Genomic DNA, 15,777 nt, shown 5'->3' on the forward strand with positions numbered 1-15,777 from the left:
TTTGTAATACAAGCAATACTGTAATAATAAAATTGTTTTAAGAGGAGGGATAGTATGAGGGGAAAAATATCCTTAGTAGTAGCTATATCTTTTTCATTAATTCTTTTATTAGCTGGTTGTGGGACCGGAAATAATCAACAAGTGGAAAACGTCCAGGCACCGGCTTCATCAGAACAGGGAACATTTAAGATTGGACTTGAAGCAGGATATGCACCATTTAACTGGACGCAAATGGATGATTCAAATGGTGCGGTGCCGATTGAAGGATCTTCTGAATTTGCGGGGGGATATGATGTTGAAATTGCCAAAAGACTTGCAGAAGGCTTAGGCAAACAATTGATGATTGTGAAAACGGAATGGGATGGACTCGTACCAGCGTTAACTTCAGGCAAAATTGATGCCATTATTGCAGGGATGTCACCAACGGAAAAACGCAAAAAGACAATTGATTTTTCGGATAATTATTATAAATCAGATTTAGTAATGGTTGTCAAAAAAGGCGGAAAATATGAGGGGGCTACTTCTATTCAAGATTTCAAAGGTGCTAAAGTAAGTGCACAGCTAAATACATTCCATTATTCAGTAATTGATCAGATTAATGGCGTAAAAAGGCAACCAGCTATGGATAACTTTCCAGCGATGAGAGTTGCGCTTCAATCAGGAGTGATCGATGGTTACGTTACCGAACGCCCAGAAGCTGTTAGTGCTTCAAGTGCAAACAACAACTTCGCAATGGTAGAGTTTACGGACGGATTTATTACTTCAGATGATGACACAGCAATTGCTGTCGGATTGCAAAAAGGCAGTGAATTAACAGAGAAGATTAATGAGATATTAGCAGGTATATCGGAGGACGAACAGACTAGTATTATGGATGCTGCTATTAAGAATCAACCAGCAGCACAATAAAGATGATATGAAAGAGGTTGTCTCAAAAGTTACGCGAGAGAACCTCTTTTTAAACTGTTAAAAATTATGAGGAGGGGAACTATGACCTTTGAATGGGTAGTTAACATTATACGGGATAATTGGCCGATGTTCCTTCGTGGGGCAGGTATTACCCTTTATATTTCAATTATAGGTACTATTATAGGCTCTTTCATTGGATTAGTAGTGGGCGTTATCCGAACGATTCCAATGGCTGAACGGGGAGCTAAAAGAATTTTACTTAAAGTAATTAATGCTATTCTTTCTACTTATATCGAATTTTTTCGTGGAACACCAATGATAGTTCAGGCCATGGTTATTTTCTATGGTTCCGCCTTAGCATTTGGGGTCGATATGGATCGAATAGCTGCTGCGATTTTTATAGTATCTATTAATACAGGTGCATACATGTCCGAAATTGTCCGCGGTGGTATCGTTTCAATTGAAAAAGGGCAATTTGAAGCAGCACAAGCTATCGGGATGAACCATATCCAAACGATGGTTCATGTTGTCTTACCACAAGTGATTCGTAATATCTTACCAGCAACAGGAAATGAATTTGTTATTAATATTAAAGATACTTCAGTTTTAAATGTAATTTCAGTATCTGAGTTATATTTTGCCACTAAATCGATTGCTGGAAACAACTTCCGCTACTTCGAATCATTCTTTGTAGCCTGCGTTCTGTATTTTATCATGACATTTACTGTAACAAGAATTCTTCGCTTTATTGAACGGAAATTGGAAGGCCCTGATAGTTACATAATCGTTCCGGGAAATCAAATGCAAGTGGAAACCGCTGAGGATGCAATGCGCAGAATTGATAAATATGATGGGAATAAATAGGTGAAGGGGGAGGGAAAATGAAAAAAATAATTGATATTCAACATTTAAGCAAATCCTTTGGAGCCCATGAAGTATTAAAAGATATTAATTTTTCAGTTAATAAGGGAGAAGTCGTTTGCATTATCGGTTCCTCTGGTTCTGGTAAATCGACGCTACTTCGTTGTGTGAATCTGTTAGAGAAACCTAGTGGCGGCCAGATTATTTATCGAGGTGAAAATATTTTGGATGACAAACATAATATACCTGCTTACCGCCAAAAGCTTGGGATGGTATTCCAACAATTTAATCTATTTAACAATCACAATGTCTTAGGAAATTGTGTAGTTGGACAAGTCAAGGTTTTAGGCCGCACCAAAGATGAAGCTGAAAAAGTGGCCTCGAAATATTTAAAGGTTGTTGGCATGGACAAGTATGTGAACGCGAAGCCGAGACAATTATCTGGCGGACAAAAGCAGCGGGTTGCAATTGCTAGAGCGCTTTCAATGGAGCCGGATGTCATTTTGTTCGATGAACCAACGTCTGCCTTAGATCCCGAAATGGTCGGCGAAGTATTAAAAATAATGAAAGAGCTTGCTGAATCAGGCTTAACCATGCTAATCGTAACACATGAAATGGAGTTCGCTAAAGAAGTATCAAACCGTGTCGTTTTCATGGACAAAGGGGTTATTGCTGAAGAAGGAAGCCCAGAGCAAATCTTTAATAACCCAAAACAAGAGCGGACAAGGGAATTTTTAAAGCGGACTTTGAAAAATATTTGAATTTTCAAAAATTATATTGCGAAAATTAAAATAATTTAATATAATTATTCCTAATACCTTCTTCTTTATTCGTCTATGGGAATTTCCAAATTGCAAAATATACGTAATGGCAAGTCATCGAAAGATGTTATTCAAGACACAAAATTGTAAGGGTAAAGTTGTGTGGTAATACTAGCCAATGTCGAATTAACTCCTGTTTGAAAATTTAAAGGAGGTATGTAGTTTGGATTTTTGTGGAAAATGTCCTTTGGAAGTTAGCGGAATGAATAATGAAAATCCCATAGATGAGAAAACGGAGGAATGGTTATGACAAAAAAGAAATTAAATAAAGTAGTCTTAAAGACTATCAAGTCCCACATTAAAGAACAAAAACAATTGCAAAAATCTTTACTTAGAGAGGCAAACATAAGTTACAAATAGTTGCTTGAATGTAAGTGGAATGACTTGGATGATTATAAGAAGAAGGTGAAGCAGCTTGCTCATATTGGGTGGGCTGTTTTCTTTTATGGTATAATGTAGGGAATAACATCTATTTTTGGGAATATAGTAAAAATAGTGGTAAGAAGTTATACCACAGTGTAAGTTGGAGGATTATCAATTCATGCAGTTAATTTTAACATTTTTAATTCTTGGTATTACGATTATTCTTTTCATGAGCAATCGTGTTCGTGCTGATTTTGTTAGTTTACTAGCTTTATTAGCCCTTGTTTTGACAGGGATTTTGGAGCCGTCTGAGGCATTGGCAGGCTTTTCAAACTCAGTTGTCATTATGATTGCAGGGTTGTTCGTTGTCGGAGCAGGCATACTACGCACTGGTCTGGCCCAAAAGGCAGGCAATCTACTATTACGCTGGTCAGGCAATAGTGAGAAAAAACTTTTTGTATTATTATTGTGCATTGTTGTTTTTATCGGTTCTTTTATGAGTAACACGGGTACCGTTGCGATTATGCTACCTGTTGTTATTAGTATTGCTTTAAGTATAAAAACAGATGTTTCGAAGTTTTTAATTCCATTGTCTTATGCAGCTAGTTTGTCAGGCCTGATGACGCTAATTGCTTCGCCACCTAATTTAATTATTAGCCAAACCCTCGTAGACCATGGGTTTCAGCGTCTAGGTTTTTTTGACATTACGCCGATTGGGATTATAGGAGCGATAACAGGGATTACATATTTATTTGTAGTTAGAAATATATTGCTGCCAAATCGTAAAAACAAAAAACGGGTTGATCATAAGCACTTATCACCAAAGGATCTTATCCAGAATTATCATTTAGAAGATATTTTACATCGTGTTCAAGTGCCTGAAGGGTCCCCTATGGTTGAAAAGCTTTTATCAGATTTGAAAATTCCTGCAAACTATCAATTATGTATTTTGAAAATTGACCGAAAAGCTGGCGAAGGTAGAAGTCTTTTGCCGATTACGTATCAAGAGATGGCAGGGCCAACAAGTGTTATTCAAGCAAAGGATATTCTATATATTCAAGGGTTACGACCACAAGTAGAGAAATTAGTAACTGATTATCAGCTTGTCGTTGAAACTGAAAAAATGGATAATAATGAACTTGTATCAAGCCGATTAGGGGTTGCAGAAGTACTTTTAACACCTTATTCTAGTTTAGTTAACAAAACGATTCGCGACATTAATTTTCGTGAAAAATATAATTTGAATATTATTGGGATTAATCGAAAGGGAAACTATATTTTAAAAGAAATGTCAGATGTCCACCTCCGTTTCGGAGATGCACTTTTAGTGCAAGGGTCATGGGACGAAATTGATCTTCTTTCAAAAGAAACAAAAGATGTCGTCGTCGTTGGTCAACCGAAGGTTCATGCCAGCATGGCTTCAGCCAGTGGGAAGGCACCAATAGCTGGGATGATTATGCTTTTTATGATTTTATTAATGGTTTTAGAGGTTTTTCCGACTGTTATTTCTGTTTTAATCGGTGCTGTTTTAATGATTATTACCGGTTGTTTGCGAAATATGGATGATGCTTATGGTCAGATGAACTGGGAAAGTATTGTCTTAATAGCCTGTATGTTGCCTTTAGCAACAGCGTTAGAAAAAACAGGCGGAATGGTCTACCTTTCAGAAGGGATTATCAAATTACTTGGCGGCTATGGTCCAACCGGTGTTTTAATTGGTATCTATCTAGTTACAATGGTATTTGGGCAATTTATTAGCAACACGGCGACAGCTGTCTTGTTTGCTCCAATTGCGATGAACGCCGCATTGAAAATTGGTGTGAGCCCTTATCCGTTTTTAATAGCTGTTGCCGTTGCCGCAAGCATGGCTTTTGCTACACCAGTAGCATCACCGACAAATGCTTTAGTTATGACAGCTGGTAGTTATAAATTCAGTGACTTCGTAAAAATCGGTATTCCAATGCAAATCGTCATGTTTATCGTTATGATGCTTGTAATTCCACTTTTATTTTCATTTTAGGAAGCAGGGGGCGGTTCTCCCCTCCTGCTTCCTTCTTTTTACGAAGCTTTTGCTTCTAATTCCTCTACTACTGGAGCTTTGTTCCCAACCGTACTAAGCAATAAACCAACACCAGTACCAACAAGTGCATCCATCGTATTATACCCTTCTAGAAATCCTGTAAAAATGTCCCATATATTTTTCCATCTTAGAAGGGTTTAAGCTAACTACATAAACAAGAGCGAAAAATAAAACAGTACATAATAATATGAATGTTTTGTTCATTTAATATGGGGTGACTTCATGGCTAAAAAAAGCTTTAAAGATTATAAATTAAGTGAGGAAATAAATAGAGCACTTGCTTGTTTGAACTATAAAAATCCAACAGAAGTTCAAAGTGAAGTAATACCAATGGCGTTGGAGAAGAAGGACTTAGTTGTAAAATCACAAACAGGTAGTGGAAAAACAGCTTCATTTGGTATTCCAATTTGCGAAATGGTAGAGTGGGAGGAAAATAAGCCTCAAGCCCTAATCCTTACTCCGACCCGAGAGCTTGCTGCACAGGTAAATAATTTCAGCTATCCGTGTGAAAAGATTCATGGAGGGATGTACCAAGAAGACCGGTTTGCAGTCATGAATGATTTTAAAAAGGGGGATTTCCGCTACTTAGTGGCAACAGATGTGGCAGCAAGAGGAATTGATATTGAGCATATTAATCTTGTTATAAACTTTGACATGCCTTCAGAAAAAGAAAGCTATGTGCATCGAATTGGAAGAACAGGCCGTGCTGGTAAAACAGGGAAGGCAATCACATTAATAACGGAAAATGAAGAAAAGTATTTAGCTGAAATTGAGGATTATGTACGTTTTCAAATTCCGATCATTGACCCACCTTCAAAGGAAGCGATTCAAAGAGGAAAGGCTGCCTTTGAAGAAAAAATAAAGGCAAGCCCAGCTCCAAAAGAGGATAAAAATGCACAATTAAATCAGGATATTATGAAGTTATATTTTAATGGTGGAAAGAAAAAGAAAATAAGAGCAGTAGATTTTGTAGGTACAATTGCGAAAATTGAAGGTGTGTCAGCGGAAGATATTGGAATAATAACAATCCATGAAAATGAATCATTTGTTGAAATATTAAATGGTAAGGGGCCAATCGTTCTACAGGCAATGAAGAAAACGACCGTAAAAGGTAAGCGATTAAAAGTACATAAGGCCATTGAATAAGGAAGCAGGGGAGATAATTCCCCAGCTCCCTTAAATAACGTTTGATACACCTACTAATGATTCTGGTTTTGTGCCAAGAATTAATAGGCATAGTTTTGAGAAGTTTGTGTTGCTCACTTTTGCGATTAATTGCTTCAGCACTTCGAAGTCTTTGTCATCCTTTAGTTTTTGAATTTCATTTTTATACAATTGCAATACAGAGTCATAAACGAAATGTGGTGAAGCTTCACCAGAATCCTTATCCATTAATAAACATCCCATGTAATGATATTTAAACTGCAATGCACGTGTTAGATAAATAGTATGAACTAGTTTTGCATAAAGGGCTGGATAGTCTTGTTTCATTTTTTCAATCGCTTGTTTCGCACTAATTAACTCGTTTAAATTTGTATAAATAATCATTGCTTTTTCCTCCTTCAGTTCTGTTGGAAAAATATGAAAACCCTATCTCTATATTAAAATTGTACGCCTGTTTGGAATGAAAGTAAAATGGTTATATTTCATCCATCGTATAGATAAAATCAATGGAAGGGTTTCCAGCAATGAATATTGTATTAGTTAGTTAATCTTTTTTGAGCGAAATGGAGCCATTCCTTTGCTGCATAGGAAAGGTATTGATTTTTGCTCCAGATTACTGCGAGCTTCCATGCAATAGTAGGATTTACTACTTTAATCGACTTGATTTGATTATTTAAATGCTTGCATGCTCCCTCTGGCAAAAGGGCAACGCCAAGTTTCCAGGCAACCATTTCTTCGATAAAAGACCGTTGTGAGCTTTCAGCGATGATTGTTGGATTAAAACCGACACTTATACAAGAATCAATGATTCGATCATTTAATACAAAGTCTTTATTAAACAAGATAAAGGCCTCATTTGCCAATTCTTTTAACTCTACTTCCTGTCGTTCTGCTAACGGATGGGAGGCATGCAGAATTAGCCTAAGGTCTTCTACTAGAAATGCGAAATGTTCAAATAGTTCATCATTCGTCGGTAGAACGATGACCCCTACATCAAGAAGATTGTTGCCAACATTTTCTGAAATTTTTTTCGAGCCTTCTTCAACGAGTTGGAAGGTAACTCCAGGATATTTTTCATGAAAATCACTAACGATCTTGAGAAATATATGAGCATCAAAAATCGGGGGCAATCCAATCCGAATATGCCCCCTTTTTAATCCTAGAAGCTGGTCCAATTCTGTTTCTAAATTATGAAAGGCAAAATCAATAAGCTTTGCTTGTTCAAGAATAATCTTTCCAGCATCTGTTAACACTAATTGCTTTCTTGAACGGTCAAAAAGAGCAACACCTAATTCATCTTCAAGGTTTTTTATCATTTTGCTAATTGTTGGCTGGGTAATATATAAGTTCTCAGCTGCGCGCGAAAAACTTTTCGCTTTGGCAACCTCGATAAAATACAGTAAATGTTTAATATCCAATTTGCTTCACCTGTAGTCATTTTTGTAAACGGTAGTTCTATTTCTTCCTTCATTTTTTGATTGATAGAGAGCAGCATCGGCTCTCTTAATGACCATTTCGGGTAACTGGTCTTTCTTTTGAAAAGAGGAGATGCCTAAAGAAATTGTAATGGGTTTCCCCGTAGGACTTATTGTTTCCGCTACTTTTATTCTCAACCGTTCTGCGAGTGCAAACGCATCTGCCTCATTCTTATCTTTTAAAAGAATCACAAACTCTTCACCACCATAGCGAAAACATAAGTCATCTTCACGAATAACATCATGCATCGTTTTTGCAAGAAATTTTAACACTTCATCTCCTACTAAATGTCCATATTCGTCATTCACTTTTTTAAATCGATCAATGTCAGCCATAATCAAAGAAAAATGGACTTTCTTTTTTACCCATTTTTCAATCTCTATATCAAACGCCCTTCGATTGGCAAGTCCTGTTAAGCCATCCCTTTGAATTTGATACGTTAACAGCTGGAAATATTGTTGAATATGTTTGTATAATTGGCGAACTTCGTATATATAAGACTTCATTTCTAATCGTTGTATCGATAGGGCCTCGTTTTTTGGAAGAATGGCCTCTTCTGAAAACTTTGCCAATCTATTAATTGGCTTCGTAATAGGATTAGTAAATATCCAAGCAAGCGCCAAAATAAGTAGTAATAAAGGGAGCGATTGGATCATTGTTTTTACTGTTAGAGCGCGAAGCGGCTCTTTTATTACTGATGTAGGTGTTTGCGTGATAATGCCCCAACCTGTTTGCTCGACAAAGGCATAACCTGCGAAATATTCAATGCCTTCGTTATTGATGATTTGCGCGGAGCCGCTTTTTCCTTGCATCACATTTTTTACAAGTGGATGATTTGCGAGCGATTCGTTGATTCGGCTAGAATCTGGATGATAAATGATTTGGCCTGAACGGTCAACAACAAAAACAGATGATTCATCTAAAAATTCATGTTGCTCTAGTATCCTTTTGAGAGAATTATCACTTTGCAAATAGATAGTGCCATCAATAACACCCTTATACGTTCCTTTATCATCAAAAATAGGGTTTGATATAAGGACGACAAGGTTTCCCGTTTGTGCTAAATAGGGATCGGAAATAAACGGTTTTTTATTTTTTAAAGCTTCTTCCATCAGCTTTGACTTTATTTTCGTTCCTGGTTGCACCCCACCTTTATTATTGGGAACGACTTGTGGACTTATTAGCTGGACAACACCGTTTGCATCGGTAGTGAATAGGGAATTAAAATAGCCACTATTGCCAGCTCTCCAATTGTCTAAATCCGCTTGAGTAAATGGTTGGTTCCCGATTATTTTTGCCAAAGTACTTAGATTTTGTTGCGTATTTTCAAGCAAATCGTTCGTACTTAAAGAAATTTTCTTTGCGTAACGATAGTTATCCTCAAGATGATTTACCGTTAACGTATTTTTTAATGCATGATTTGATAAATACCAGTTGATTGTTGTTGTGGCGCAAACTGCAAAAACAACTAAAATACTTATCGCAAATTTTAGCTTTATTCCTTTATTAAACATTTGTTTATCTCCTTTTGCGATAACGATTATTTTTATATTATAAGTATAATTTTACCAAGAGAAAGCAAAGATTAATAGTATGAATAAATGATAATTGTGACAGAATATTAGAAAGATAAACATAGGAAAGTCATCTTGCTTCTTGACATATGACATAGTGTCATCTAATATAAAACGTAAGGCGTATGACATGTTGTCATAATGTAAATAATAGAAAAGTGATAGGAGGAAAAGGTTGCCAAAGGTCACATTTTTTAATTTAGCAAATGATAAGAGAGAAATATTGATAAAAGCGCTTGAAAAAGAATTTTCAAGAGTACCATTATATGATGCATCAATTGCAAATATCGTTAAATTTGCTAATATTCCACGCGGCAGCTTTTACCAATATTTTGATGATAAAGAGGATGCTTATTTCTTTTTATTACAGGAGCAGATTAAAAATCATAAAGAAAAATTTGTTTTATGCTTACAAATACATAATGGCGATTTGTTTGCTGCCATGATTGCTATGTTTGCATTAACAATTAAGGAATTATCGAAAGATGAAAATATTAACTTCTTGAAAAATACATTTTTGAATATGAACCATGAAATTGAGAGTAAATTCAATGATATTTTTAATGCTAGTGGAGGTGTTGAACAGTTTCGTAACATTAGTTTGCTCATTGATAAAAGTAATTTGAACATCACGAGTGATAAAGAATTATTCCACCTTATGAAAATTGTCATTACTGTAACATTTCGCAATTTAGCTGAAAAATTAGCGCAAAATTTAACAGTAGACGAAGCGATGAACGGTTATACGATTGAAATGGGGTTGCTAAAAAAGGGCTTGCAAAAAAATTGAATGGGAAAGGGAGTGTGTTAATGACCGCAACGATTTATGGATCCCCAAGTGAGTCATTCCGTAAAACAAAAGAATGGTTTGAAAAGCATAAAATTGCTTATATTGAGAGAAATATTTTTAAAAACCCATTAACAGTTCATGAACTCCAAGAGGTTCTTGCTTTAACTGCTGAAGGGACAGATGAAATTATTGCTACAAGGTCTAATATATATAAAGGTCTTGATTTAGATTTTGATAATCTATCTTTATTCGAATTGCTCCATTTAATTGAGAAACACCCTGGGTTATTGCGAAATCCAATCATTATCGATAATAAAAAGATGGTCATTGGCTATAATGAGGATGATATCCGTAAATTTCTTCCTAGAAAGGTGCGAAAGCGCCAATGGTTGCAATTTCATTTGGAGCGTATTTCAATGGTGGATGGTTAACTTGATGTTGGCCATCCGTTTTTTATTGATGGAATATTTTCCTAAGCACTTTTGTCTAAATAAATATATGAAATTATGATAGAATTTGGAAAAGGGAAAGGAAAGGGAGGGATTTGACTATGAATTTTGAAGAATATGAGAATGTTTTATCGATTTACCGAGTACCTGCTTCACAGCTGCGCTCAGAATTTGATGCGAAAGAATTGACTTTTGAAACAACAGATGATCTTGAAAAGCTGCCAAATGAAATGATTGGGCAGAAACGCGCTGAGAAAGCAATGAATTTTGGTTTAGCCGTTGAGCAAAAAGGCTATAACTTGTTTGTCGTTGGCCCGGCAGGTACTGGGAGAATGACATACGCCCAAGATAGCGTAATGAATGTGGCTAAACAACGTGCTGTTCCCAATGACTGGTGCTACGTCCATAATTTTGATGATTCTGACATGCCATTGGTTATCCCTTTTCCTGCTGGAAAGGGACAAAAGTTCCAACGTGAAATAGAAGTTTTATTAATAGATATCGAAAGACAAATTCGCTCAGCTTTAACAAGCGAAGTTTTTGAGAAGGAAAAGCGGAAAATCCTTGATAACTTTCGGGCAGAAATAGAAGAACTTTGGGGAAAAACAGATGCCTATGCATTGGAAAATCAAATCAAAATTGAACGGACACAAGCAGGAATAGAGACAATACCATTGTTTTTTGGTAGACCGATGGAAATAAAAGAGTTCGAACAGCTTCCAGATGCAAATAAAAAACTAGTTAGAGAACGGGAAAACTTAGTAGAAAATAAGATTGATGAAACAATCTATCAGATTTTAAAAATAGAGGATCAGCTTAGAAAAGGCGTCAGTCAATTTATGATGGAGACAGTTGCTAATTCTATTGAAGGACTTTTTCAACCGCTTCGTGAATCTTACGAAGAGAACAAGAAAGTTATCGAATATTTAGAAGCTTATTTTCATGATGTTGTTACACATTATTCTTTTTTTATTGAGGATGAAAATGATGAACAGCAAAATATAATGAATGCATTGATAGGTTCAAAGGAACAGTATCTTCATCGTTATACTGTTAATTTATTTGTCAGCCACCGAAACTTGGAGGGTGCTCCTGTTATTTATGAAACAAATCCAACGTATCAAAATTTGTTTGGAAAAGTAGAATATCATGGTGCGTTAGGAAGTTGGGTTACTGATTTCACTTTAGTAAAACCAGGAGCACTTCATTTGGCAAATGGCGGCTACTTAATTTTACAGGCTACAGAGCTACTGCAGCAACCACATGCTTGGAATCGCTTGAAAAGAGCATTGCAAACGGAAAGTATTCAAATCGAGAATTCTTATGAGGATAATGGAGTGATTCCAACAAGTGGAATTAAACCAGAGCCAATCCCGTTAAATATTAAAATTATTATTATCGGTTCCTACTATTTATACGATTTACTTTCAGAATTAGATGAAGATTTTCATAAGCTTTTTAAAGTAAAGGTTGAATTTGTCACGGTGATGGACAAGGATGAAGAAAACAGGTGGAAAATGGCTCGCTTCGTGAAAAAATTTGTAGACCAAGAAGGCTTGCTGCCATTCCATCGTCAAGCAGTAGCGAAAATCATTGATTATAGCTCTCGTTTAGTTGATGAACAAGCAAAGCTATCAACGGATTTTCATGAGATTACTAAAGTTTTAGTAGAATCAAGCTATTGGGCTAAAGTTGACAACCAATCTGTTGTTGATGCGCAGCATGTAGCAAAAGCAATTTCGGAAAAAAATCAACGCTCCAATCATGTAACAGAACAATACCGGGAAATGATTAATAATGGCACGATAATGGTTGAGACAGATGGTTTTCGTGTTGGTCAAATCAACGGTTTAGCTGTTTTGGGTACACGGGATGCAGTCTTTGGTATCCCAACAAAAATTACCGCCCAAACTTTTGTTGGGAAAAGCGGCATTATGAATATTGAAAGAGAAGCGGCCTTAAGTGGACAAATCCACAATAAAGGGATGATGATTTTAACCGGTTTTCTTTCTGGTGAATTTGCAAAAAATCGCCCAATTCCATTGTCTGCCAGTATAACGTTTGAGCAAACCTATTCACAGATTGATGGTGATAGTGCATCAAGCACTGAGTTATATGTCTTGCTTTCATCTCTTGCCGAAGTGTCAATTAACCAAGGAATTGCTGTTACCGGCTCAGTCAATCAATGGGGAGAAATTCAACCGATTGGCGGCGTGAATGAAAAGATTGAAGGCTTTTTCCATATTTGTAATGAACGAGGCTTAACGGGCAAACAAGGTGTGATTATTCCGAAACAAAATGTACAGAACTTAATGCTTGAGGATGAAGTGGTTGAAGCAGTCAAACAAGGACGTTTTCATATTTGGGCCATCGGCCATATTGCGGAAGGGATTGAAATTTTGACAGGCGTTAGTGCCGGGAATATTCGTAACGAACATGGTAAATATCCAGAAAATACAATATTTGCCAAAGTTGAGGATCGTTTTACGAAAATGTATGAGTCAGCAAAAAAAGTAGAAAAATCATAAGATTCCATAACGAAATCGGCGGGTCGCATTTGATCCGCCGATTGCATTAACAACATAATGATGTCCGTATCAACTGTAAGACGTTCATTATTTCCCATCCCTATTTTGGAACACGAATAAAAAAGTATAAATCGGGGCCTTGCTTTTCCGGCTCCTTCATTAATTCATAGCCATGTTTGACAACTTCCTCCGGAACACTTCTGAATGATTGCGGACAGTCGGCAATCACTTGCAATGTCTCGCCTTTTTTCATTGTTTGTAACGCATCCAGCGCATACATAACAGGGTATGGTCAAGGTTCACCACGAATATCAAGGATAAAATCAATATGTTCTTCCATCATCTTGTTTCACCTTCAAACGAATATTATTGTTATTTAGCAGATTGCTGTTTTAGTATAAGCGTTTCCTTCATTTCCACTTTTAATCCTTTGCCATAGCGATAATGTTTCTCCCACCAATCAGACAAGAAAAACCATGCTGTTAACATTACAATTGTGCCAATTAGGGCAGGATATGGCCCCCAAGCATCAATAAGATTTAATTTCGGCCAGCCTTCTGTTAAAGCACTGTAAAAGCCGAGGTGATCCCAAGCGTAAGCCAAAACGGTTGCACCAATAATATTGCCGATACCAACTACCCAAAAAAGCACTTGTCCTTCCATCGCCCGGTACATCCATCCAGTTTCACAGCCTCCAGCAAGAACGATTCCAAGACCGAATAAAAGTCCGCCAATAAATGTACTTGGGGCAGCGGGTTTAATAACAGCCTCCATTCCAGATTGAAGGAAGATAAATGTTAAAACAACACTAATACCGACACCAACTGCTAAAGCCTTTGTCATGACAGCACGTCCACTAACCCATAAATCACGGAAAGCAGATGTAAAACAGATTTGTCCTCTTTCAATAAGGATACCGAAGCCGACGCCGAACAAAGCAGCAGCGGCAAGGATGGTTTTGCCGTCTAACACATAGCTTGCAAGAATAATAGCAAAAACTATGGCTAAGATAACGCCTAAGTATATTTGTAGATTGCTATTTTTATTTTTGACTACTTTTTGCGCTGGCTTCGCTATAGAAATTTTCCTTTGTAAATTAGGCTTCCCACGCCACCAAGCGGTATTAATAATTTTAACTCCTAAGTATGTCCCGATAGCTGTTGTAACCATAAAAATCCAAGAATGGAATGAAAATTGCGGGATTCCTGTAAAAAAGGCTGCTAAATTACAGCCTAATGCTAACCGCGCTCCAAAACCAGCAATAATACCACCAATGAAGGCTTGCACAAGGCGTCTCCTTTGCTGCGGAATACGAATTTTGAAATTTTTCCCGAGTAAAACAGTAATTAGCGCCCCAGCAAACATTCCAATAATAATCCACCCATCTGTACGGGTGAATGTTGTTCCATCCATTTTTACAAGATTAAAATAAGCCCAATCTGAAATATCAATACCGAAAAGTTGAAGAAAATGCCCTCCAAACCGGGTAAACTCACCTGTAACTGCCCAAACAGTTCCCGTTAGTGCAAAATAAAAAGCACTAAGCACTCCAGCAAGGCCCACTGCAAGATACGGGTTCCAATAATCACCGAATATTTTTTTATATATTGTTTTAATCACCTCTTGTGTCCCCCTTCTGTCGAGATATTTTGTAACTAATACAATATATACAGTATAAACTATTGTTATAATTATAATAAACATTTTTTATTTGTCGACAAAAATGACTCAAATAAAAAAGGGCTAGACTCCCCGATAATAATCACTGTGGGAGTCAGAGCCCTTTTGAGTTAGCCACTTGTTGGTGAGTATTGCTGCTTTTTCTCAGTTTCCAAATTACATTTCCAACAGCAATTATCCATAATACTGTTAGCGCGACATAAGTATATAGGCTTGCTGTAAAAGAAACGTCTAATACATTTAATAAAGTCCGGATATTTGTGATAATAATAAGCCCACCTACAAGAGTGCCTAATAAGTTTGTTGGAATGATTTTGACTAACCACGCTGCAATTGGAGCGGCAATAACACCACCAATGATTAAAGCTAAAACCCATTGGACATTTATTTGGGACCATCCTAATGTTAAAAGAAATCCTAACGTAGAAGAAACGGCAATAGCAAATTCACTTGTATCAACAGATCCGATTACTTTTCTTGGCTCCATCTTGTTGCTCGTTAATAATACTGGAGTGGAAATGGGCCCCCAACCGCCCCCGCCAGTAGCGTCAAAAAAACCAGCTATAAAGCCAAGTGGGATGAATTGTTTTTTTGACATTGTCGCAGTTTTTGAGAACTGCTTTGGTTGGTTAAATTTAAAAAGAAAGCGGTAGATTACAAAAACCCCTAATAATAATAGGAAAAAAGATACATATGGTTTAATGATGTCACCTGGAATACTGCTTAAAAAGCAGGCGCCTAAAAAAGCTCCAATTGAACCGGGGATGATTAATTTATAGACAACTTGCTTATCGACATTTCCGAAGCGTATATGTGCTACACCTGATGCAGCTGTTGTAAATACTTCAGCCATATGAACGGATGCTGAGACAACAGCTGGTGCGATTCCGAACATTAGTAATAATGAAGAAGATGTTACTCCATATGCCATACCTAAAGAACCATCAACTAACTGTGCCACCAGGCCAATGAAAGCAAGGATAACCAACCGTCTCAAAATTACCTCTCCCCTTTAAAGTATATAAATTAAATTATGTTAATACCCATGGGTGGGTTCATTGTCTTAACTAAAAAGGGCTGTT

The 15,777-nt window shown here is 36.8% G+C and carries 14 protein-coding genes and 1 pseudogene; 8 read left to right on the plus strand and 7 right to left on the minus strand.

The window, feature by feature from the left end:
• The first annotated feature begins 54 nt into the window (after positions 1-54).
• The 4 genes from GX497_02660 (at position 55) to GX497_02675 (ending at position 4,974) form a co-directional block, all read left to right on the plus strand.
• Complete coding sequence (locus GX497_02660; GenBank protein ID HHY72130.1) at positions 55-909, plus strand: transporter substrate-binding domain-containing protein; 855 nt, start codon at positions 55-57, stop codon at positions 907-909.
• 81 nt (positions 910-990) lie between these two features.
• The gene (locus GX497_02665) at positions 991-1,773 is read left to right on the plus strand and encodes an amino acid ABC transporter permease (protein ID HHY72131.1); all 783 of its coding nucleotides are present in this window, start codon (positions 991-993) and stop codon (positions 1,771-1,773) included.
• A 17-nt stretch (positions 1,774-1,790) separates the two neighbouring features.
• The gene (locus GX497_02670; protein HHY72132.1) at positions 1,791-2,531 is read left to right on the plus strand and encodes an amino acid ABC transporter ATP-binding protein; all 741 of its coding nucleotides are present in this window, start codon (positions 1,791-1,793) and stop codon (positions 2,529-2,531) included.
• 601 nt (positions 2,532-3,132) lie between these two features.
• A complete protein-coding gene (locus GX497_02675; protein ID HHY72133.1) occupies positions 3,133-4,974 on the plus strand; it encodes an SLC13 family permease in 1,842 nt (613 codons plus the stop codon).
• A 122-nt stretch (positions 4,975-5,096) separates the two neighbouring features.
• Here the strand turns inward: GX497_02675 and GX497_02680 are convergent.
• A pseudogene (locus GX497_02680) lies at positions 5,097-5,238 on the minus strand (branched-chain amino acid transport system II carrier protein).
• Between the two features lie 18 nt (positions 5,239-5,256).
• Between GX497_02680 and GX497_02685 the strand changes: the two are divergent.
• The gene (locus tag GX497_02685; GenBank protein HHY72134.1) at positions 5,257-6,180 is read left to right on the plus strand and encodes a DEAD/DEAH box helicase; all 924 of its coding nucleotides are present in this window, start codon (positions 5,257-5,259) and stop codon (positions 6,178-6,180) included.
• A gap of 30 nt (positions 6,181-6,210) precedes the next feature.
• On the opposite strand, the gene GX497_02690 is transcribed toward GX497_02685, so the two are convergent.
• The 3 genes from GX497_02690 to GX497_02700 form a co-directional block, all read right to left on the minus strand.
• Positions 6,211-6,582 (minus strand): hypothetical protein, encoded by a 372-nt coding sequence (locus GX497_02690; protein ID HHY72135.1) that lies wholly within the window; start codon positions 6,580-6,582, stop codon positions 6,211-6,213.
• Between the two features lie 152 nt (positions 6,583-6,734).
• The gene (locus GX497_02695) at positions 6,735-7,616 is read right to left on the minus strand and encodes a LysR family transcriptional regulator (protein HHY72136.1); all 882 of its coding nucleotides are present in this window, start codon (positions 7,614-7,616) and stop codon (positions 6,735-6,737) included.
• A gap of 6 nt (positions 7,617-7,622) precedes the next feature.
• Positions 7,623-9,188 (minus strand): GGDEF domain-containing protein, encoded by a 1,566-nt coding sequence (locus GX497_02700; GenBank protein ID HHY72137.1) that lies wholly within the window; start codon positions 9,186-9,188, stop codon positions 7,623-7,625.
• Between the two features lie 235 nt (positions 9,189-9,423).
• On the opposite strand from GX497_02700, the gene GX497_02705 reads away from it, so the two are divergent.
• The 3 genes from GX497_02705 (at position 9,424) to GX497_02715 (ending at position 13,015) form a co-directional block, all read left to right on the plus strand.
• A complete protein-coding gene (locus tag GX497_02705; protein ID HHY72138.1) occupies positions 9,424-10,038 on the plus strand; it encodes a TetR/AcrR family transcriptional regulator in 615 nt (204 codons plus the stop codon).
• 20 nt (positions 10,039-10,058) lie between these two features.
• Positions 10,059-10,469 carry a transcriptional regulator Spx gene (locus GX497_02710; protein ID HHY72139.1) on the plus strand — a complete coding sequence of 137 codons (411 nt, stop codon included), beginning with the start codon at positions 10,059-10,061 and terminating at the stop codon, positions 10,467-10,469.
• A gap of 119 nt (positions 10,470-10,588) precedes the next feature.
• Positions 10,589-13,015 (plus strand): AAA family ATPase, encoded by a 2,427-nt coding sequence (locus GX497_02715; protein HHY72140.1) that lies wholly within the window; start codon positions 10,589-10,591, stop codon positions 13,013-13,015.
• Between the two features lie 100 nt (positions 13,016-13,115).
• On the opposite strand, the gene GX497_02720 is transcribed toward GX497_02715, so the two are convergent.
• From GX497_02720 to GX497_02730, 3 genes are all read right to left on the minus strand, one after another.
• Positions 13,116-13,295 carry a hypothetical protein gene (locus GX497_02720; protein HHY72141.1) on the minus strand — a complete coding sequence of 60 codons (180 nt, stop codon included), beginning with the start codon at positions 13,293-13,295 and terminating at the stop codon, positions 13,116-13,118.
• Positions 13,296-13,387: 92 nt separating this feature from the next.
• Positions 13,388-14,719: a selenium metabolism membrane protein YedE/FdhT gene (gene yedE, locus GX497_02725; GenBank protein ID HHY72142.1), complete on the minus strand. Its 1,332-nt coding sequence runs from the start codon at positions 14,717-14,719 to the stop codon at positions 13,388-13,390.
• A gap of 70 nt (positions 14,720-14,789) precedes the next feature.
• Entirely contained in the window at positions 14,790-15,692 is a 903-nt protein-coding gene (locus tag GX497_02730) for a sulfite exporter TauE/SafE family protein (GenBank protein HHY72143.1), read from the minus strand.
• Positions 15,693-15,777: the final 85 nt, after the last annotated feature.

The sequence above is a fragment of the Bacillus sp. (in: firmicutes) genome, assembly GCA_012842745.1.
Classification (GTDB): Bacteria; Bacillota; Bacilli; order Bacillales; family Bacillaceae_J; genus Schinkia.

What these genes read in the sequence shown, in the direction of transcription:
- GX497_02715 (HHY72140.1), top strand. Translation starts at nt 10,589, where the DNA reads ATGAATTTTGAAGAATATGAGAATGTTTTATCGATTTACCGAGTACCT.
- GX497_02710 (HHY72139.1), top strand. Translation starts at nt 10,059, where the DNA reads ATGACCGCAACGATTTATGGATCCCCAAGTGAGTCATTCCGTAAAACA.
- GX497_02670 (HHY72132.1), top strand. Translation starts at nt 1,791, where the DNA reads ATGAAAAAAATAATTGATATTCAACATTTAAGCAAATCCTTTGGAGCC.
- GX497_02665 (HHY72131.1), top strand. Translation starts at nt 991, where the DNA reads ATGACCTTTGAATGGGTAGTTAACATTATACGGGATAATTGGCCGATG.
- GX497_02685 (HHY72134.1), top strand. Translation starts at nt 5,257, where the DNA reads ATGGCTAAAAAAAGCTTTAAAGATTATAAATTAAGTGAGGAAATAAAT.
- yedE (HHY72142.1), bottom strand. Translation starts at nt 14,719, where the DNA reads ATGTTTATTATAATTATAACAATAGTTTATACTGTATATATTGTATTA.
- GX497_02700 (HHY72137.1), bottom strand. Translation starts at nt 9,188, where the DNA reads ATGTTTAATAAAGGAATAAAGCTAAAATTTGCGATAAGTATTTTAGTT.
- GX497_02690 (HHY72135.1), bottom strand. Translation starts at nt 6,582, where the DNA reads ATGATTATTTATACAAATTTAAACGAGTTAATTAGTGCGAAACAAGCG.
- GX497_02660 (HHY72130.1), top strand. Translation starts at nt 55, where the DNA reads ATGAGGGGAAAAATATCCTTAGTAGTAGCTATATCTTTTTCATTAATT.
- GX497_02720 (HHY72141.1), bottom strand. Translation starts at nt 13,295, where the DNA reads ATGTATGCGCTGGATGCGTTACAAACAATGAAAAAAGGCGAGACATTG.
- GX497_02675 (HHY72133.1), top strand. Translation starts at nt 3,133, where the DNA reads ATGCAGTTAATTTTAACATTTTTAATTCTTGGTATTACGATTATTCTT.